Source organism: Desulfomarina profundi, from assembly GCF_019703855.1.
Taxonomy (GTDB): Bacteria; Desulfobacterota; Desulfobulbia; order Desulfobulbales; family Desulfocapsaceae; genus Desulfomarina; species Desulfomarina profundi.
This window is the reverse complement of record NZ_AP024086.1, coordinates 1502950-1522631: the sequence shown is the minus strand read 5'-3', so window position 1 is coordinate 1522631 and position 19682 is coordinate 1502950. Positions and strand designations below refer to the sequence as shown.

Annotated in this window: 13 protein-coding genes and 1 pseudogene; 7 read left to right on the top strand and 7 right to left on the bottom strand. The window is 42.7% G+C overall.

Features of this window, described 5'->3' with window-relative positions:
* The first annotated feature begins 14 nt into the window (after positions 1–14).
* The 6 genes from LO777_RS07040 to ettA all read left to right on the top strand — a co-directional run bounded on the left by LO777_RS07040 (position 15) and on the right by ettA (position 8204).
* The gene (locus LO777_RS07040; RefSeq protein ID WP_228856816.1) at positions 15–1328 is read left to right on the top strand and encodes a M18 family aminopeptidase; all 1314 of its coding nucleotides are present in this window, start codon (positions 15–17) and stop codon (positions 1326–1328) included.
* 106 nt (positions 1329–1434) lie between these two features.
* Entirely contained in the window at positions 1435–2007 is a 573-nt protein-coding gene (locus LO777_RS07035; protein WP_228856815.1) for a lytic transglycosylase domain-containing protein, read from the top strand.
* Positions 2008–2470: 463 nt separating this feature from the next.
* Positions 2471–2977 (top strand): TorD/DmsD family molecular chaperone, encoded by a 507-nt coding sequence (locus LO777_RS07030; protein WP_228856814.1) that lies wholly within the window; start codon positions 2471–2473, stop codon positions 2975–2977.
* On the top strand, positions 2952–5195 hold the full coding sequence (locus LO777_RS07025; RefSeq protein WP_228856813.1) for a molybdopterin-containing oxidoreductase family protein: 2244 nt from the start codon (positions 2952–2954) through the stop codon (positions 5193–5195). The genes LO777_RS07030 and LO777_RS07025 overlap by 26 nt, the downstream gene beginning before the upstream one ends.
* Before the next feature lie 34 nt (positions 5196–5229).
* Positions 5230–6042, top strand: a complete 813-nt coding sequence (locus LO777_RS07020; protein ID WP_228856812.1) for a 4Fe-4S dicluster domain-containing protein — start codon at positions 5230–5232, stop codon at positions 6040–6042.
* A 479-nt stretch (positions 6043–6521) separates the two neighbouring features.
* Positions 6522–8204, top strand: coding sequence for an energy-dependent translational throttle protein EttA (ettA, locus tag LO777_RS07015; protein ID WP_228856811.1), 1683 nt, complete (start codon positions 6522–6524; stop codon positions 8202–8204).
* A gap of 151 nt (positions 8205–8355) precedes the next feature.
* On the opposite strand, the gene LO777_RS07010 is transcribed toward ettA, so the two are convergent.
* Genes LO777_RS07010 through purD form a run of 3 tightly spaced genes read right to left on the bottom strand, consistent with a single transcriptional unit; the run spans position 8356 to position 11081 of the window.
* Complete coding sequence (locus tag LO777_RS07010) at positions 8356–8679, bottom strand: Hpt domain-containing protein (protein ID WP_228856810.1); 324 nt, start codon at positions 8677–8679, stop codon at positions 8356–8358.
* Positions 8680–8710: 31 nt separating this feature from the next.
* Positions 8711–9298, bottom strand: a complete 588-nt coding sequence (locus tag LO777_RS07005) for an L-threonylcarbamoyladenylate synthase (RefSeq protein ID WP_228856809.1) — start codon at positions 9296–9298, stop codon at positions 8711–8713.
* Complete coding sequence (gene purD, locus LO777_RS07000; protein WP_228856808.1) at positions 9282–11081, bottom strand: phosphoribosylamine--glycine ligase; 1800 nt, start codon at positions 11079–11081, stop codon at positions 9282–9284. Before purD ends, LO777_RS07005 begins: the two co-directional genes overlap by 17 nt.
* A 198-nt stretch (positions 11082–11279) precedes the next feature.
* Here purD and LO777_RS06995 point away from each other — a divergent pair, with 198 nt between their 5' ends.
* Entirely contained in the window at positions 11280–11879 is a 600-nt protein-coding gene (locus LO777_RS06995; RefSeq protein ID WP_228856807.1) for a TetR/AcrR family transcriptional regulator, read from the top strand.
* 108 nt (positions 11880–11987) lie between these two features.
* Here LO777_RS06995 and greA read toward each other — a convergent pair whose 3' ends face one another.
* From greA to LO777_RS06975, 4 genes and pseudogenes are all read right to left on the bottom strand, one after another.
* The gene (gene greA, locus LO777_RS06990; RefSeq protein WP_228856806.1) at positions 11988–12473 is read right to left on the bottom strand and encodes a transcription elongation factor GreA; all 486 of its coding nucleotides are present in this window, start codon (positions 12471–12473) and stop codon (positions 11988–11990) included.
* Between the two features lie 351 nt (positions 12474–12824).
* Complete coding sequence (locus tag LO777_RS06985; RefSeq protein ID WP_228856805.1) at positions 12825–16874, bottom strand: tetratricopeptide repeat protein; 4050 nt, start codon at positions 16872–16874, stop codon at positions 12825–12827.
* 461 nt (positions 16875–17335) lie between these two features.
* Positions 17336–18516: pseudogene (locus LO777_RS06980) on the bottom strand (DegT/DnrJ/EryC1/StrS family aminotransferase).
* Between the two features lie 134 nt (positions 18517–18650).
* Positions 18651–19628: a sigma-70 family RNA polymerase sigma factor gene (locus LO777_RS06975; protein ID WP_228856804.1), complete on the bottom strand. Its 978-nt coding sequence runs from the start codon at positions 19626–19628 to the stop codon at positions 18651–18653.
* Between the last annotated feature and the right edge of the window lie 54 nt (positions 19629–19682).

The window sequence follows — 19682 nt, the reverse complement described above, 5'->3', positions numbered from 1 at the left end:
CGTATCATTTTAAAATGAACCAGACAATTTTCAACAGCCATCTCTTTTCTTTTCTCAAAAAATCTGCATCTCCATATCATGCGGTTTTTCAAATGAAACATTTTTTGGAAGACCATGGTTTTTCCCAGTTGCCTGACCGGACAAACATCCCTCCAGGTCCCGGTTCAGCTTTCTATCACATCAGAGATAATGGTTCGCTTATTGCCTGCATTTTCGGAAAAGAAGAGCAACCGGAAGACGGTTTTCGTATCCTGGCTGCCCATACGGACAGCCCGTGTCTGCAGGTCAAACCACTTCCGGATATAGCGCAGGACACGTACCTGAAACTAGGGGTGGAAATCTATGGAGGGCCGCTACTTCAGACCTGGTTTGATCGTGATCTTTCCCTGGCAGGTCGAACCTGTTGCCTTATGCAGGATGGCAGTCTTGCCGTTTTCCTGATAGATTTCAAGAGACCGATGCTTGTTATTCCAAGCCTTGCCATTCATTTTAATCGTGAAGCCAACAAGAAAAATGAAATAAATGCCCAGGATGATCTGCCACCCCTTCTCGCTCAGGCTGTTGCAGGACAGCTTCCAAACCTGAAAACACTCCTTTTTGAACAAATCAAGCAGGAAAACCCTCTGGAAAAAATTAAAGAGGTTCTCACCTTTGACCTGTTCTGTTATGACACACAGGTGCCTGCTTTTACAGGGCATAAGGAAGAATTTATCTGTGGAGGAAAGCTTGATAACCTGTTGAGTTGCTTTGTCGGGATGCAGTCAATCACAGCGGGTCAGATGAATAAAAACTGTCTTCTTCTCTGTACAAATCATGAGGAAAATGGTTCTGTTTCCGTAGCAGGCGCCGGATCTGATTTTGCTGAATCTTTTTTTAAACGCGTCATTCCAGATCCAACTACGAGACTGAGAGCCCTGGAAAAATCATTTCTCATTTCCATGGATAACAGTCATGCAACCCATCCAAATTTTATAAGCAAATCTGATAAGGGCCACAAAATATTTCTCAACAAGGCTCCTGTTATAAAAATAAATGCCAATCAACGCTATGCAACCAACAGTATGAGCGCTGCAATATACAAAAAAATCTGTAGTGAAGTCCAGATGAAACCACAGGAATTTGTCATGAGAAGTGATATGGCTTGTGGGTCTACAATTGGACCGATGACCGCAGCCCGCCTTGGTATTCAAACTGTTGATGTCGGTATTCCCACACTTGCAATGCATTCCATTCGCGAATTCACCGGAACTGCCGATCCCTTTCTCCTGTATCGTACTACAGCCAAATTCCTGGAGATGGATATGGAGGAGCTGGCCATTCGCCCATGAATTGTCCCATGGTTTTCTCCACATCCCCAAAAAATGTGCTTACGGAAAGAAGATTTAACATTTCAGCATGAAACATATTATTTTTTCATTACTGATGCTTTTGAGTATGACAAACATCGGATGGGCTGATCTGGACCAGTCCCTCAAAAAATTTAAAAATAAAAAAATAGAACAAAACGATATAGAAAAACTAGCCCGCTATGATTACCTCATACGGTATTTTGCCGACTTTTCATATTTTGTGCCTAAACATAAAGTAAACCCGGACTTTATCCGCGCCCTTATCCTTGCAGAATCTGGAGCCAATCCCAGAGCCGTTTCGAATCGAAAGGCGATTGGCCTCGGGCAGATTCTATATCCTACAGGAAAGACGGCTGCAAGGGAGTTGAGTAAATCACGAACACATTTTCGATATGTTTCGAAAACTACTCTGAAGAATCTCAAAAAAAGAGACCTTTTTGATCCAGCAGTAAATATTCTACTGACATGTTATCTGATCGCCAAATACAATTATAAATTTGACGGTAGACTTGATCTTGTTGTCTCTGCCTGGAATGCTGGAGAAAACACAGAGTCTCTCAATCGAGGAAAACACGCGCCATTTCGTGAAACTGAAGATTTAATCGGTAAAATAAACAATTTTTTTATTTATTTGATCAGGCACAGATCCTTTCCATGACGTTTTTAAAAAAATTCCAATTACGTACGAAGTTCAACCTGATAAACGTACCACTTCTCCAGTTTGGTTGAGTTCCATGGGAAATAAAAATGAGATTATATATAATCTATTTTAGATATTAATTTAATATTTACAATCCTTACTGTTATTGATAAAATATGCGACATTGTATCAATGTTGTTTTGTTTTTTTGTTGTGTAAAACAAGAGAAAACGAGGCCTTTTTTAACCACAGTGTGGTATTTACAAATTGAATTTTCAAAAGTATGATCAATTTGCTTACAATGTGGTACATTTTTCTCTTAACTAACTATATATATTAATATTTCCGACATATTTGAAGCTCAATCCACTGGTCGGTTTTTCCCAAGACTTCAATAATGACAAACTCTCTTTCAACAGACCATATAGCAACGATTTACCGGTTCTGTGCCCAAAGCATGCAATACCCGGAAACTGACTGGATGAATAAAACCTACCTTGAAAGTCTCTATGCCTTACTCGATGCACTTGGTGGTGAGAAAGAAAAGGATGCTATTGACACTGCAATAAAAAAGAGCAGAGATTTTCTGGAAGATTTACAGGTAGAGTATACACGACTTTTCATCAATGGTATTCCACATGTCGTGGCCCCTCCTTACGGCTCTGTTTATTTTGACAAATCCCTGCAGGGTAAATACGCCGAGCAGGTCATGCACTACTATTGTTCAAAAGGATATGCTTTGACTGATAAAGCGGATTTTCCGGACAATCTGATACATCAACTTGAATTTCTGTCATTTTTGGCCGAAGATAAAGATCAGGAAAGTGAAAACGAATTTTTAGGTACCTATTTCCTACCCTGGTTTGAAACTTTTTCAAAACTGGTAAAAAAGGAAGCACAACACCCTTTTTATCGTATCATCATTACTTTAATCGACTTTTTCACAAAGGAGGAAAAGGAATATGGCGTTCAACTTAACGAGGCGTAAATTTTTGCAATCTGCCTCTTTGGCAGCTGTAGCTTTGCCCCTTTCCCGGGCAATAGCATCAGAGAGCGGTGTCAAACGTTCTCCCCTTGAAGCAAAAGGATCTTTCAAGGATGAAACCGTGGTCGGGGGTATTTGCGAGATGTGTTTCTGGCGGTGCCAGCTGGTTGGTAAAAAAAGGGGTGGGCGCCTTGTAAAACTTGAAGGAAATCCAAAATCGATTGACAACGGAACTTCCATCTGTGCAAGAGGAAACGCCGGAATCAAACTTCTTTACGATCCGGACCGCCTGAAATTCCCCCTGAAAAACGTAGGTGAGCGTGGAAATCCCAAATGGAAGAAGATTTCCTGGAAAGAGGCTCTTGATGAATGTGGGAATAAATTAAAGGCTGTTGAAGACAAATACGGTGCCAAAGGCATCTGCGTTTTTCCGCATGGTTCCTCAGCCAAATACCCAATGCACTTTTTCGAGAGGACTGTTGGTACAAAAAATGTCAGTGAAGCTTCTTTTTTCCAGTGCAGGGGAATTCGTGACACAGCTTACGTTGCGACTATCGGTAAAGCACCTGGCGAAAAAGTCGATATGCCGAATGCCAAGGTTATTTTCCTTCTTGGAGGCCATTTTGGTGAAAATATTCATGTCTCCCATATTAAACGATACCTGAAAGGATTACAGAACGGTGCCAAACTGATTGTCGTCGACCCCCGCTATTCTGCATCTGCTGCAAAGTCTGATATATGGGTGCCAATAAAGCCGGGTACTGATACAGCTTTTCTCCTTGGCATAATGAACTATCTCATTGCGACCAAAAAATATGATGCTGACTTCGTTGATGAATATGGTGATGGATTTGAAGAATTTGCCAAAGGTATTGAGGAATGGAGCCTGGAAAAAGCTGCAGCTGCATGTGATCTGACAGTACAGCAGATAAAAGAGGTGGCGGACTTGCTGGCAGACAACGCTCCAAACGTCTCCATTCATCCTGGTAGACATGTCTCCTGGTATGGAAATGATTTCCAGCGCCAACGATCTCTTGCCTGTCTTACCGGTCTTCTGGGTGCTTTTTATGTGAAAGGTGGCTGGGTACCCGCTATCGGACCCAAAGTTGGCAAACTCAGTTGGGAACACAAGGAACATGAAGAAGAATTCAACCTCAATCTCAACAGTGATGATGAATTATACCATCCTTTCACACCTCCGGGAACGCCTACTGAGCTGATTCGTGATGCTGCACTGACAGGGAAACCTCATCCGATCAAAGGATGTGTTATCTGGGGACAAAACCCGATTCAAACCATTCCCGGTCAGGAAAAAATGAAGAATGTTCTCAGGCAGATGGATTTTGTCATGTGCGTTGATGTCATGCCTACTGACATCACCATGTGGGCCGATATTCTTCTTCCTGAAGTCAGTTATCTGGAACGATATGATTATATTAAGACAGGGACTCAGTGGGACTTGTCGGAAAAACAGCAACAGTTTATCTCGGCGAGGATGCCGCTTGTGTCACCTCTGTTCGAGCGGAAAGACCAGGTTTTCATCACCAACGAAATTGCCAAACGTATGGGATACGAAGAAGATATCCCGGTGAAAACCGCAAAAGATATGGTCGAAAAAAATCTGGAAGTTGCCGGCCTTTCACTCGCCCAGCTCAAAAAGGAAGGTGGTATCCATATTCAACCTGGGAAAAATCCGTACAACATGCCCGACGATTTTGAGGTTGTCTTTTTTAATGAAGACATCGAGGATGCAGGTTTCCCAGGGGTGCCGACTTATAAACCTGTAGAAGAACCACCGGCTGGCTTTGCCCGATTGATCTATGGTCGTGTCCCTGTCCATACTTTCAACAGAACTCAGAATAATGTCTGGCTGCACAGTGCCATGCCAACAAATCCTGTCTGGTTGAATGATGAACTTGCTGCAAAAATGGGTTTAAAGGACGGCGATGAAGTCGGCTTCATTAATCAGGATGGAATAAAATCAAGGACAACGACCATCGTTAAAACCACTCCCGGTATACGAAAAGACTGTGTCTACATGGGACATGGCTATGGCTCTGCCAATCCACTTATGACTGTCGGAGTTGGCGCGGGTGTTGATGATACCAGCCTGGTAACCAAAATTGCCGTAGACCCGGAAACGGGTGCTAACGGAATGCGAAATAATTTTGTCAAGTTCATTAAAGACGGTAAAATCATCAATATCCCGACGGCTGCTTAAACCGGCTTTAAGGTTACTTCAGGAGGAATAAGGAATGCAATATGGAATGATTATTGACCTCGAACGATGTGTCGGCTGTCATGCCTGCACCATAGCCTGTAAGGCCGAATGGGAGGTCCCTGTGGAATTCGCCCGAAACTGGGTATACAGGATGGGACCTGAAATGGTTGACGGCGAGATGGCTTCCACCTACTACCCGGGATTGTGCAATCATTGTACTGATCCGGTTTGTGTCCCCGAATGCCCGGCTGACCCGGTGGAAGTTACATTTAAAGATGCGAAAACAGGCAAAACTAAAACAATGGAAGTTGCCGCCACCTGGAAAGATCCTTTTGACGGAACTGTTCAGATAGACAAGAGCCGATGTCTCGGCTGTGGGGCCTGTGCAGACGCCTGTCCGTATAATGCTCGCTATGTCAACCCTGATCTTGTTGATGATGTTTCAGAAGATGGCAAGGCAGATAAATGTACTTACTGCAAACCACGTGTTGAAGCTGGCGGTATACCTGCCTGTGTTCAGACCTGCATAGCTGGTGCGAGGATCTTTGGAGATCTGGATGATCCGAATTCGGAAGTTTCTAAATATGTAAAGAAAGGAGCCAAGGGTATTGAGCCCGACGGTGGTGAACTTGGCCCGAATTCCCGTTACTACGGCAAAAAGAAGGACATGAGTCTTCTTTTCAGGACCCATACTCCGGAACTTGCCGATCTCGGCAGTGCAAGACGTCGCGCCATGCTCGCGTCTCTTGCAAAACCGGCAATCAAAACCATCAGAAATCTTGGTCTGATCGGTGCTGTCGGTTCCATTCTCATGAATGAAAACAATACATCAGAAGATAAGGAATAAACAGTCTTCATAGAAGAACGTGGGCAGGCATCATAAACCAAATGACTGCCCATGTTTTAAAAACAAAAGCGTGCAGATTGAAAGATCAATCTGCACGCTTTTGTTTTTAAAACTTTGATAGAAAACAGATGAAATTTTGAGTAAAAGAATAGAATATCAGTGTAAGCGATCAGAGGGGGCCTGCATATTCGCTCGGTCGTGACTGCCTGGGTAGAAGGACTATAGTGGCCGGTCACACTTGCACGAATCTACGGTGCCCCAGATCACTAACCAGCATGGCTGGACGAAGTTATGGATCACGGCCACAACGAACGATGAAAGTGATGCGATTGCTCATATTTTTTCTTCACTTTCATATCAACAGGTTTAATGTGGATGAAAACACAGAGTTACAAATCCTGTGACCAGTTACATATCAGTGCATAATTTCATAAACGATAAAATAAAAAATAAAAAAAAATTACAATCAGGAAACTTCCATGAGCACAGATGATAAAAAAATTATCTATTCGATGATAAAGGTCAATAAATATTATGATAATAAACCCGTATTGAAAGATATTTCTCTCTCCTATTTCTACGGAGCAAAGATCGGCGTACTTGGACTTAACGGTTCTGGTAAAAGTACCCTGTTGAGAATACTGGCAGGGATTGAAACAGAATTTAACGGTGAAACCCATTTATCACCGGGATTGAAAGTGGATTACCTGCCCCAGGAACCGTCACTTGAACCCGAAAAAACGGTAAAGGAAATCGTTGAGGAAGGTGTCAGGGAAACCGTTGATCTTCTCAATGAGTTCAATGAAATTAATGAAAAATTTGCAGAACCCATGTCCGATCAGGAAATGCAGGATCTCATTGAACGACAGGGAACTGTCCAGGAAAAGCTGGATAACCTGTCAGCCTGGGATCTTGACAGCCGTCTTGAGATGGCAATGGATGCTCTGCGCTGTCCTCCTTCGGAAACGAAGTGCGGCATCCTGTCCGGCGGCGAACAGCGTCGTGTTGCCCTTTGCCGCATACTTCTCAAACAACCTGATATCCTTCTGCTTGACGAACCGACTAATCATCTGGATGCAGAGTCTGTTGCATGGCTTGAGCACCATCTGCAAACCTATCCGGGAACTGTTATAGCTGTAACCCATGACAGGTATTTCCTGGATAATGTTGCCGGCTGGATTCTTGAACTGGACAGGGGAATAGGCATTCCCTGGAAAGGAAATTATTCATCCTGGCTTGAACAGAAGGAGAAACGTCTGTCTTTAGAGGAAAAAAGAGAAAGTGACCGCAGACGAACCCTGAAAAGGGAACTCGAATGGATAAAGATGTCACCAAAGGGTAAAAGAAGCAAGTCAAAGGCGAGAATCAGTTCCTATGAAAAATTGCTGTCTCAGGAAACCGAGAAACTGGCAAAGGATCTTGAAATTTTCATACCTCCCGGGCCTCGTCTCGGTAAGGTTGTTATTGAAGCTGAAAATGTCAGCAAATCTTTTGGAGATCGTCTGCTTGTTGAAAATATGAACTTCAGTCTTCCTCCGGGCGGTATTGTCGGGATTATCGGGCCGAATGGAGCCGGGAAAAGTACCCTGTTCAAGATGATCACCGGTGAGGAAACTCCCGATTCAGGCACCATACGTATCGGGGAAACGGTTAAGCTCGCATATGCTGATCAGTCTCGAGATACACTGGATCCGGAATCATCTATCTGGCAGGCCATTTCTGACAATCAGGACACGGTCTGGCTCGGCACCCAGGAAGTTAACAGCCGGGCCTACGTGGCCAAATTTAATTTTTCCGGTTCTGAACAACAGAAAAAAGTGGGCCTTCTATCAGGGGGGCAGCGCAACAGGGTCCACCTGGCTCGAACACTCAAGGAAGGCGGGAATGTTCTTCTACTGGATGAACCGACGAATGATCTTGACGTCAATACACTCAGAGCTCTGGAAGAGGCCCTTGAAAATTTCGGAGGCTGTGGTGTGGTAATCAGCCATGATCGTTGGTTCCTTGACAGAATTGCTACCCATATCCTTGCTTTCGAAGGCGACTCGCAGGTTGTATGGTTTGAAGGGAATTATTCTGATTATGAAAAAGACAGAAAAGCCAGATTAGGCGCTGAAGCTGACCGCCCCCACAGAATTAAGTACAGGCAGCTGACGAGATAATAAAGATTTCAAATTAATTGTAACTGGCATGGCCGAATTGGCTGATTCGGCCATTATGTCCTCTGAATTATTTGGATCTGCAACCTGACCAGCCCATTTTCAAACAATTACTTACAATGCAAATGGGCCCTTGGGTAAACAATCTGGAAATTCAGATATTCTGTAGTTCAATCATTAATGATTTCAGTAGGGGCAGTTGGCTCTGGGCCACCTCCAAATTACCTGCCCTGCTGTCTTCTTCAACAGCAAGGGCCACTTCCCGGATGCCCTCAATTCCCAGGCTTGCTGCAGCACCCTTGATTGAATGAGCGGCAGAACAGATCTTGTCTGCAGCATTTTCTTCAAGACCTTCTTCCAGCTGCTGCAGATCATTCTCGAAAGATCCTTTAAAGATTTCTATCAGTTCCAGCAGCAGATCCATATCGTCTGCAGCCTGTTCAAGGGCAAACTCCTTGTTCCATTTCAGTAAATTCATGTGCAATCCCTTCAGATAGTACTGTTATCATCTATAGTATCATTTGAGTCAGATCCAGAACACCATTACGAAGAATTTTAAGTTTCCTGTTCTGTATTCCAACAATTGTTGAGCAGTTCCCTGGAAGATCCGTATCCTCCTCCAGTATAAAATCAACTCTTTCCTTAAAAATTTTCCGTATTTCCCCTGCTGACTTTGCGGGGGATTTTCCGGAAAGATTGGCGCTCGTTGCCGTAAGAGGTTTGCCGTAGCTACTCACCAGACGGGTGGCCAGTGGATGGGGTGAAATTCTGACACCAATGGTTCCACTTCCCCCTGTTAAAACCGTAGACAGTTCATTTCTGGCAGGAAATATCAGGGTGAGCGGCCCTGGCCAAAATCTATCCATCAGTATCCTGTATTCATCCGGTACAAAAGTTACGAGTTGAAAAAGCTGTTCCCTGCTTTCTACAAGAACAAGTAACGCTTTTTCATGGGATCGTTGCTTCATTCTGTAAAGTTTTTCCAGGGCCTTTTCATTTTCATAATCTACAGCAAGTCCATAACTGGTTTCAGTCGGAAAGGCAACGATACCACCTCTTCGGATAATATTTACTGCCCTGTCAATTATTGCCGACATGCTGATTACTTTTTGCAACTTTGTCCGCTTTCTTCTCAACTTCCTCTTCCATTTTTGACCGAAACCGTTCAAGTTTGCAACCAAGTGCCGAATCTTCCAGGGCCAGGATACGTAACGCCAGTACTGCACTGTTTTTGGCACCGGCTTTTCCAATTCCCATGGTTGCGACAGGAACCCCGGGAGGCATCTGTACCGTGGAAAGCAGAGAATCCATTCCCCCCAGAGATGACGCATCAAGGGGTACACCGATAACCGGCAGTTCGGTATGGGAAGCCAATACACCGGCCAAGTGAGCAGCCATACCTGCCCCTGCTATAATGAGTTTCAAACCTCTTTTTCGAGCAGTCTTTGCATATTGTGCTGCCTTTTCAGGGGTTCTGTGGGCGGAGGCCACGGTGATTTCATACGGAATATCCATAGATTTCAGAAAGTCTGCAGCTACCTGCATGACGATCAGGTCTGAATCACTGCCCATGACAATACCCACAACCGGCTTATCTTTTCTGCCCGGCCTTTCCCGAAGTGCTTTTGCACCGATATCCCTGCGATAATAACAGGTTGTCCATTTTATCTGCGCAACAGCCCTGTAAGATCTGTCAATAGCTTCTTTCAGGTTCTTACCTACAGCTGTAATACCCAGAACTCTTCCACCATTGGTGACAATTCTACTGTTTTTGCGAGCTGTCCCTGCATGGAATATTTCCACACCACTGACTGCTGCAGCCTTTGTAAGACCTTTAATAATTTTACCATTTTCATATGATCCTGGATATCCACCTGAAGCCATGACAACGCAGACAGTAGGACGAGGATCAATTTTCATATCGACAGTATCAAGTTTTCCATCAATCGCCGCTTCGAAAATATCGACAATATCACTTTTTAACCTCATAAGAAGTGGTTGGGCTTCCGGATCACCAAAACGACAGTTGAATTCGAGAACATTAATATCATCACCGTCTATCATAAGGCCGGCATACAACATTCCTTTATATGGTCTTCCTTCAGCTTCAAGACCTTTCACTGTAGGCAGCATCACCCTGTTCATAACAAAATCGGCGATTTCATCAGTGACAACCGGCGCTGGAGAGTAGGCCCCCATCCCGCCGGTATTTGGCCCCTCATCGTTTTCATAAACTGCTTTATGATCCTGTGAAGTTGGAAGGGGAAGAATGGTTTTCCCGTCAGTAAAGGCAATAAATGAGGCTTCCTCTCCAGTGAGGCATGCTTCCACAACAACTTTTTCCCCGGCAGAGCCAAAGGCCTTATCTCTCATGATAAGATCCACAGCCTGTTTTGCTTCTTTTACGGTGCCCGCGACAATTACACCCTTTCCAGCGGCAAGACCATCTGCCTTGACAACAATAGGGGCTCCTTTCTTCTCTATATATTTTTTGGCTTTTTTTCTGTCCTTAAATACCTTGAACGAAGACGAAGGAATATCATATTTTTTAAAAAATTCTTTTGTGAACACCTTGCTTCCTTCCAGAATGGCCGCACGCTTAGTCGGGCCGAAAATCCGCAGGTTATTTTCTTCAAAAATATCTACAATTCCCTCAACAAGTGAAGATTCGGGTCCAACCACCGTAAGATCAATTTTTTCAGCAAGGGCAAATTCCAGAAGTTTCTGTACGTCAGTTGCTCCAATATCAACGCAATCAGCAATCCTGCTTATTCCGGCATTTCCGGGTGCACAATAAATTTTATTGACCTTTTTGCTCTGCTGTATTTTCCAGACCAGGGCATGTTCTCGACCACCTGAACCGACTACCAATATTTTCATAAGTTGCTCCAGTAACAAGAATTTTATTTTTCGGGTTGTTTATAAGGAGAACAGCAAGTATATGACATAACCAGATCGAAAACATCTGTACAGGATTTTTTGAACATTGACAAAAGTCACTCGAGATATTACATGAATGAATAGTCATTCATAATATAATTATGTCTGTTAAGAGTCCACCTTTAATTAGTTTCAGCAATGGCAGCCGTAAATAAACACGCAAAAATCATTTTAGCTGCAACAAAAGTATTTGCCAAAAAAGGTTTCTTTAACTCAAGAATATCCGATATTGCTAAAGAAGCCAAGGTTGCCGATGGCACAATCTACCTCTATTTCAACAACAAATACGACATCCTTCTTTCAATATTTGAAGAAGAAGTCGGAAAAATATTTGATAAAACCCAACAACTGCTTTCAGAAGAAGAAGATCCAAGACGTATGCTGGAGATTTTTACGAATCAGCATCTCCGTCAAATGAAAAAAAACAAAAACCTCGCCGAAGTCATACAGATTGAACTGCGCCAAACCAACAAGGTAATCAAAAACTACCGAAACAATAAGTTCAGTTCATATATCAACATTATTGCAGAGATCATTAGAAAAGGGCAGAAACAAGGAGTTTTTCGTCCTGATATATTACCAGACGTAGCCAAAAGAGCTTTTTTTGGCGCCCTTGATGAGGTTTCCAGGGTCTGGAACGTTTCCCTGGAAACCCATTATACGGTTGATGAGATAACACATCAGGTTCTGTCACTCTTTCTGAGTGGGATACTTATTGAAAATCCCGGTAAACACTGACTCGTATTTCTCCTGAACATTGGCTTAATCCCGGTAGACTTTATATATTATTCACAAGGTAAACCAGCTGCGGGTACTGTTGCCGAATATACATACTATCCGGTCAGATCACGCAAAATCTGAAGGTTTGATATCAATCACCTCAAACTCTCTGGTGCCTCCAGGTGTTTTTACAACCACTTCATCCCCCACTTCCTTTCCCAGCATACTTTTGCCTATTGGCGAAAGAACAGAAATAGAGCCCTCCTTGACGTTTGCCTCCTCAGGGCCCAGCAGCTGATATGTTACCTCTTCCTCTGTATCCATATCGAGGAGTTTCACAATTGTACCAAAAATAACACGATCCGTGCTGACTCTGGAACAATCTATAACTTCAGCTCTTGCAAGTTTATCCTTAAGTTCAATTATCCTCCCTTCAATATGCCCCTGTCTGTCTTTTGCAGCATGATATTCAGCGTTCTCCTTAAGATCTCCATGCTCCCGAGCTGTTTCAATTGCTTTAACCACTTCACCACGTTCTACTCTTTCCAGATGTGTAAGTTCTTCCCGCAACTTGATGTTGCCGGTTTTCGACATCGGTATTCTCTGAATCATTTTGCCTAAACCTCCATAAAAAAACCTGCAGGGACCCTTTCCCGGGAACCCGTACAGGGAAATCATTTTGCCAGTATGACTGATTTAACAGGAATCAGCCTGTTATGCTCACAGGGTATAACTTACCTGATTACTCATGCAATTCATCCAACCCTTATGAGCCTGGAGATATGTCTGCTTTATTATCAGACGTATTTAAAAAAAACCATTTTTGCCAGCTCAAAAGAATTTGAACCGGCATGATAGGACCCAATGGCTCGACCATTTATACCCTTCGGGAACAACAAAGTAATGAAAATCCGACTGGGGCAAAAATACCTACTGAAGCAGGATTTTCAGATAAACCAATAACTACCAGCGATAAAAGAGAGAAAACAGAACAGTTTTTTCTTCAAAATCAGTACTTTTTTGAAAAACAAAATTGCCTTTTAATAAATAATGGTGACTCATTTCAAGGAAAATATCAAATTTCCCGATATATATTGCATTTTCATTGTCTTCATACCCAATACTATTGTCAAAGGTATAGTAACTGAGAAGATTGTTTGATCCGTAATCCCCTGAAACAAGATGCTTGAAATGCAAGGTGATTCTATGTTCGTCAAATGTGTCAGGTTTCCAGTAAGTTTTTTCCTCAACTCCACCCTCACCTGCAGAATCACTGCAATCATTGCAACTGTTGTTTTTCAGGAATTCGTAATCATACCGTAAAGCCCAGAGTAAGGATTCCCCATAAAGGTTGTATGAAGACCAGCCATGGAACCTGTTCTGAGAATTCCCATCGCTATAATAACGATGCCTGTATGCCGCTCCCAGGTTCAAACCTATCGGAGTTTCTGCCGAAAGACCAATCTCAAGCCCTTCACTGTACATACTGTTCTTAACTGCCAGTAGCGTATCGTCAGTTTTCTTTCTATATCCCTTGACAAAACCGGTAAAAAAATCATCAAGTTGAGAGTGAAGGCCTATAGAATAGTAGAATTTTGTTTCGGCATCATCACTCAACCTTTCTGCCGCAGCAGAAAATATAAAATCAGTGTTTCCTGTCAATTCAACAGTACCGGTTGATTCCAGGAATGAACTGGTAAAAGAACCGGGTCCAGTTACCTCTTCATAGATATTTCTGGAGAATTGAAATGTTATATCTTTCTGTAGGTCCGGCGTAAACATCAATGAAATACCAACACCTCTTTTCTCCAGATTAACATACCCGTCTCTCCCTTTCCTGTTGACAAGATTAACACTTAAACCAGAATGGGGGCTTATTTTCAGGGAATTACTTTCAATGGAACTTTCAAGTCGCTCTGATGTCGTTCCCGAACTTCTGATAGCCTCAAAAACCTGTGCTTCTTTCCTGTATTGTCCACGCCGGTCATAGATGGAGGCAAGGTCGTAGAGGACTTCCAGGTTTTCGTCATCCGCCAGCATTCGTTTATAATTGCGCTCAGCGGTTTCATAATCTCTTCTGACTATGGCCTTTCTTGCAAGGTACTCGTTTTCAATTAATTTCTGCCAGGTATAGAGACTGTAATATTCCGCTATGATTTTCCCGGTTTCGTTTCCCATATTATCGATGAGAAACGACGGTTGCATCAGCTCGGCTACTATTTCCGGTTTTGTCTGCAAAAGGAATTTCAACGAGTTCCAGAAAGATCTTTCTTTTGTCAAATAAAGATAATAAATCTCTTCAAATTCAAATCTCTTCTCCAGTAAATCAACAACCGGTGGATTAAGAAGAAACTCATACAGTTTGAGAGATTCATCCCGATTTCCAACCCCCCATTGCATTCTTGCAAAAAGAAGTACTTCTTCAAAATCAGCATTTGAAAGGGAAAAAGATGGAGTTGTTAATACCTCAAGAAGCCTTGCATTGTTTTGAGTGAGAATGGACAACCCCTGCTGATAGTTTTCAAGTTTGCCTTCACTCGTGACAAGTTTTTTAATAAAATATTTTTCCGATGGGTATTTTTTTACTATTTTTTTATAAATAGTGACAGGTTGCTGCATCTCTCCAGAATAATAAGCGAATTCTGCAAGAAGATTCCTTCCCAGCATTGACCCGGGAACTTGTTTTAAAACTGTTTTAACAATCTGAGAGCCTAAATCAAACTCATTGTGATGCAGGGCAGTCATCGCAACCTGGAGGAATCTGCTCAACACTGGTTGCTTGTTGATATACAGGCTATCATTTTCTGGATTTTCTTTTGTTTTACCAGAAAGAGTCCCCAATGCATGTCTCAAAACCACACGTTCCGGATCAAACTCCCTTATATTTGAAAACTCTTTCAACAGCTCTTCACTTCCATCAATATTACCATTTTCCAGTAACAACCAGCAGAGTTTCTTTTTGAGTTTGTATTCCAGGTCTGACAGGGTTAATCGTTTCTTTTTTTTCAGCCTGAGATTTTCCAGAGTCACTATTCTTGAAACTGCCTGTTCCACGTCTCCTTCCGCCAGACTGATCATCCCTTCCAGATAATTTTTCTTCCTTTCATACTTTCTGTTTTCTCCAATCTTTCGGTCGGTGGGGAAAAACTGAACAAAGGCATTTTTCCAGACTCTTGCGGCGGAAATATCCCGTGCTTCAGAATTATGAATTGCAAGGTTGAAAAACACCTCGGGAACAGCACCTTCTTTTGCAACAATTGACCTGAGCAGTTCTTCTGCTTTTGCCTGATTCCCCCTTTCCCTCAGGCTTTTTTCCTGTAAAAGTCTCAGTTTCAAGATTTGCTGTGGATTATCTTCAAACAGTTTCAGATACTTACCAAGAGACGTATCCAGGGAGGAAAAGAAAAAATTATATTCCAATTGTTCTAGATAATTAAATATAAATTCAAAATAATTGACATTTTCCGGGGAATTCGGAGTACCCGCAAAAAGGGAATTTACCCTGTCGACAAGTCCAAGCCGCCCTGCTAAACGTATACAGGTCTGCCTGAGTCTCAAATCCTTTTCATCTTTTTTCAATCCATTTGCATAGGAGTCAAGAGAAGATGTTTCCCGCCCTGACATATATTCCAGATCACCTTTAAGAAGAAAAAACTTTTTTGTGTTTTGGGTTGACTCAGGTAATTTCTGCAGATATTGCAGGGCAAGAGAATAATTTTTCTTCTCCCGACAAATGAAAATTATCTTATACAGTGTTTTTGTGTCCTCAGGATTGTGGTGCTGAATGATTTTCAATACTTCAAAAAGCTCATCTTTCTTCCCTTTCTTTTCTAGAAGAGTTGCCATTTCCCTGTAAATAGCGAGACGGTTCGGGGTAATTTGGGCCAGATCCTTCCACAGCAGCCATGCACCATCATTTTCCACAATGGCGAGAAAATCATTGGCAAGTATTGTCTGGATAGTTTTGATTTTTTTCTTTATTTTTCTGTCTTCAGGGTGTTTTGCCAGGTATTTTTCAAAATAGGCAAGTGCTTTATCAGGACGCCCGACAGCATGCAGATAGATTTCAGCAATTTGTTTTAAAAGTACATCATCCGCCTGACTGCTCCGGCTCAGTTGTATCAGATGAGGCAGTGCCGATTTTCTTTTCCCGGAGTCGAGATAGTAGGCGACAAGTTTTTCGTGGAATGGAAGGTAATCAACGGTTCGTCTCAAATACTCTTCCCACAATTGACTTGCCTCCTTTCTTTCATCTTTTTTTTCCAATACTCCAGCGACCAGAAAAAGTATTTTACTGTCAATATCTTTTAACTGTTTTTTTTGCCTTAACAGTGAAAAATAGTGCAGGACTTTATCGTTTTTCCCAAGGGCACCTGCAGTCTCAACCAGCTTTTTGATCGTATCACTATCCGTATTTTGCCGAAGATGGAGCTGTTCAAGCAGAGGTAAAAGGACATTATTTTTTTTTGTACCCTCAAGGCTTGCAATCATTCCTTTCAAAGCATTAACAGAAGAGCCGCCGGCCGGGTCAAATTCATAAACCCTCCCAAATTGTTTTAGAGCGGAATTGTATTTTTTTTCAAAAAGAAGAATATTTCCAGATCCGAGAAGATATTCAATTTTAGAGGGATTCTTCTCCAGAAGAGAATTGATTATTTTGGTTGCTTCAACGATCTGCCCCTTGTTCATCAGGACTTTAAAATATTCCCAGTTTGCCTCTTCAATATTGGGCTTAAGTATATGTAATTTTTCATACAATAAAACAGCAGAGTTATAATCACCCGCTTTGACTTTTTTTCTGGCACTGTCCCATATTTTCTTCCATTCAGGAACATCCGGACTTACCGCAACGACTGTAATAGTACGGGCTGGTGCTATTTCAGCAGCGACACATGACTGGGACGGGGAAAAAATCAGAATGAGCACAAAGATTACAGATATGAAAATCTTTACAAAAGAAACCATTCCAAGAGAATATCCGGCCAGGTCCGATTGAGTGAAATCCGCTTTCATTCAGGAAACTATAGCTCTTCAGGAGATGCGGGAAACAGGGTAAGAACAAGGGGTACTGTCGCCCCCTTCTCTTCTTACGCTGAACACGTCAGTTTTCTCACGAAACTGATCAATTTACCGTTGAATCCGTGAGTGCACTGATGCCCAGCCGGCCAGCAAGCAATTTTTAATCAACCATGTAAAATACTTTGCTAGTATTTTCAATACATTAATTAAAACATGATCACAAAACCGTCACGAATTCAAGATACCTCAAACAGGTGGTTACAGGAAGAATACCAGATTCCATTTGAATATGGTACCCCGTAATCGAACATCAGGAAGCAGAGAAGCGATGCATACATCTGGGATCTAAGTCCTGCACTTTTTTTCTTTATTCTCTTGCCCTGCGGGATTGGCAATTGCATATATTTAGATATGGTATAAACCCGCTTCGCCATTGAAGAGTCACTGGTTCAGGATTATGAATAAAAATTGACAATTGTCTGGACGATATACTCCTGCATCTTTCTTGTCAATTCAGGATAAATCGGCAAGGCAATAGTTTCTTCCGCTGCTTTTTCAGCCTCAGGACAGGAAATTGATGAAACCTCTTTCTCGAGACACTCCTGTCTGTGCAGGGGGACCGGATAATAAATTTCGCAGCCGATATCGTTTTCAACAAGCCAGTCACGCAGTCGGTCTCTTTCTTTTACACGTAGAATATATTGATTATATATATGATGATTCCTGGTTTCCCCGTTGTCCTTTTCCATGCGATCATACACGGACACAGGCAACTGGATGATTCTTTCCTCTACAAGTTTTGTATCTGCGAAAAGTCGATTATAGGCCTCGGCATTAGCTCCCCTTTCCCGGTGCCACCTGTCAAGATATGGCAGCTTTACCCGTAGGGCAGCAGATTGTATGGGGTCCATTCTGAAATTTCCGCCGACCATACTGTGATAGTATTTTGGCCATGCTCCATGGTTTCGCATGAGGACCAGTTTTTCCGCAAATTCTCTGTCATTGGTAACGACCATTCCCCATCACCAATGCCGCCAAGATTCTTACTGGGAAAAAATGAAAAACAACCGCACAATCCAAAAGACCCGGCTCGTCCGTATTGAATTGAATCTCCTTTTCCTGAAGGATATTCGGCTCCAATTGCCTGGGCTGCATCTTCAATGACAGGGATATTATATTGCCCTGCAATTTCCATGAGACTGTCCATATCTGCACACTGGCCATACAGGTGCACAGGAATGATCGCCTTAATTTGCTGTCCCTTATCTTTTTCCAGGATTTCAGCTACGTTTTCAGGATCGATATTGTATGAAACAGGGTCAATGTCTGCAAAAACCGGTACAGCTCCCACTCGCAGAATAACACCCATTGTTGCGAAAAATGAATAAGGCGTCGTTAAAACCAGGTCTCCCTGCCCTATCCCGATACTCATAAGGGAAATAAGCAGAGCATCAGTTCCGCTGGAGACGGCAACACCAAACTCAGTACCGCAGTATCGGGCAATTTCTTCTTCAAGTCCGGTGACTTCAGGTCCCTGGATATATCGGGTTGACCTGACAACCCGGGTAACAGCTTCAATCAGATCATCTTCGAGATATTCCAGCTGAGCATGAAGGTCTAGCAGAGGTACTTTCATAATAATATATTTGTTTTATGTTATGTTTTTGGCAACAGTATCCATAACTTTCAGGAAGACAGCCGCCTGTTTCTGAATTTACGCGACTGTTGCTCTATAAAGATCAGTTCGAGAAGGAAAGAATGAAGGGATGTTTAACGATCGGAGTGGATAACAATTTTCTCACCATCAAAATAATCTACGATATCAGGCATTTCCGCCTCAAGATATTTTTTCATCTTTTTAAGCAGGTTGACTTCAATCTGTCGTACTCTTTCCCGGGATATGGCAAATTTGTCTGCAATATTCTGCAAGGTCAACGGTTCATCCGTCAACAACCTTTTTTCCAGAATCATCCTCTCCTTGTCATTCAATCTATCTTTTAAGATATCGAGAAGTTCTGCAAGTTTCACCTTAATCTCTTTACCTGCAACAGTTGATTCAATTCCCGGACCGTTGCTGGGGAGAAAGTTTTTCTGTTCATCGTCAGAGTCGGAACGAACCGGACTTTCCAGGGAGACATCCCAGTTGTCCATTCGCTGACCCATTTCTATGACTTCCTTTTCCTTAACATTTAACCTTTCAGCGAGCAACTTGGGTTCCGCCTGAAACCCCTGTGCTTCAAGCAGTTTTCTTTCCTTATTCAGGCTGAAAAACAGTTTCCGCTGTGCCTGGGTCGTGCCGATCTTCACCAGCCTCCAGTTGTCCATGATAAACTTGAGAACGTAGGCCCTGATCCAGTATGCAGCATAGTAGGAAAATTTTACACCCCGGTAGGGATCAAATTTTTTTGTAGCCTGGACGAGCCCGACATTTCCTTCCTGGATTAGATCCATGAAATTCTGCATCCAATATTTCTGGAAATCCATGGCAACTTTGACCACCAGCCGAAGATTTGAGGACACAAGACGGTAAGCTGCATCCTGGTCTCCCTCCTCCCTGAATCGTATGGCAAGCTCATCGGTTTCTTCTCTGGTCAGTAACTCATATTGACTGATCTCCTGCAAATACCTGTGCAGAGCCGGATTGCTGAGTGCCGGTAGATTTTCTTCATCCGATACGGCAACCAGGGGGTTTTCATACCCTTTTTCTGCGCTTTTTTGGGCTTGATCAGTTTTTGTAACTTTACTCATGCATCTCTCTCCGGAAAAATTGTCCAGAAAATATAGAAAAGATTTGGATTTTAC

Excerpts from the sequence above, each read along its gene's own strand:
- LO777_RS07040 (WP_228856816.1), top strand. The coding sequence starts at position 15 with ATGAACCAGACAATTTTCAACAGCCATCTCTTTTCTTTTCTCAAAAAA.
- LO777_RS07035 (WP_228856815.1), top strand. The coding sequence starts at position 1,435 with ATGACAAACATCGGATGGGCTGATCTGGACCAGTCCCTCAAAAAATTT.
- LO777_RS07030 (WP_228856814.1), top strand. The coding sequence starts at position 2,471 with ATGAATAAAACCTACCTTGAAAGTCTCTATGCCTTACTCGATGCACTT.
- LO777_RS07025 (WP_228856813.1), top strand. The coding sequence starts at position 2,952 with ATGGCGTTCAACTTAACGAGGCGTAAATTTTTGCAATCTGCCTCTTTG.
- LO777_RS07020 (WP_228856812.1), top strand. The coding sequence starts at position 5,230 with ATGCAATATGGAATGATTATTGACCTCGAACGATGTGTCGGCTGTCAT.
- ettA (WP_228856811.1), top strand. The coding sequence starts at position 6,522 with ATGAGCACAGATGATAAAAAAATTATCTATTCGATGATAAAGGTCAAT.
- LO777_RS07010 (WP_228856810.1), bottom strand. The coding sequence starts at position 8,679 with ATGAATTTACTGAAATGGAACAAGGAGTTTGCCCTTGAACAGGCTGCA.
- LO777_RS07005 (WP_228856809.1), bottom strand. The coding sequence starts at position 9,298 with ATGTCGGCAATAATTGACAGGGCAGTAAATATTATCCGAAGAGGTGGT.
- purD (WP_228856808.1), bottom strand. The coding sequence starts at position 11,081 with ATGAAAATATTGGTAGTCGGTTCAGGTGGTCGAGAACATGCCCTGGTC.
- LO777_RS06995 (WP_228856807.1), top strand. The coding sequence starts at position 11,280 with ATGGCAGCCGTAAATAAACACGCAAAAATCATTTTAGCTGCAACAAAA.
- greA (WP_228856806.1), bottom strand. The coding sequence starts at position 12,473 with ATGATTCAGAGAATACCGATGTCGAAAACCGGCAACATCAAGTTGCGG.
- LO777_RS06985 (WP_228856805.1), bottom strand. The coding sequence starts at position 16,874 with ATGAAAGCGGATTTCACTCAATCGGACCTGGCCGGATATTCTCTTGGA.
- LO777_RS06975 (WP_228856804.1), bottom strand. The coding sequence starts at position 19,628 with ATGAGTAAAGTTACAAAAACTGATCAAGCCCAAAAAAGCGCAGAAAAA.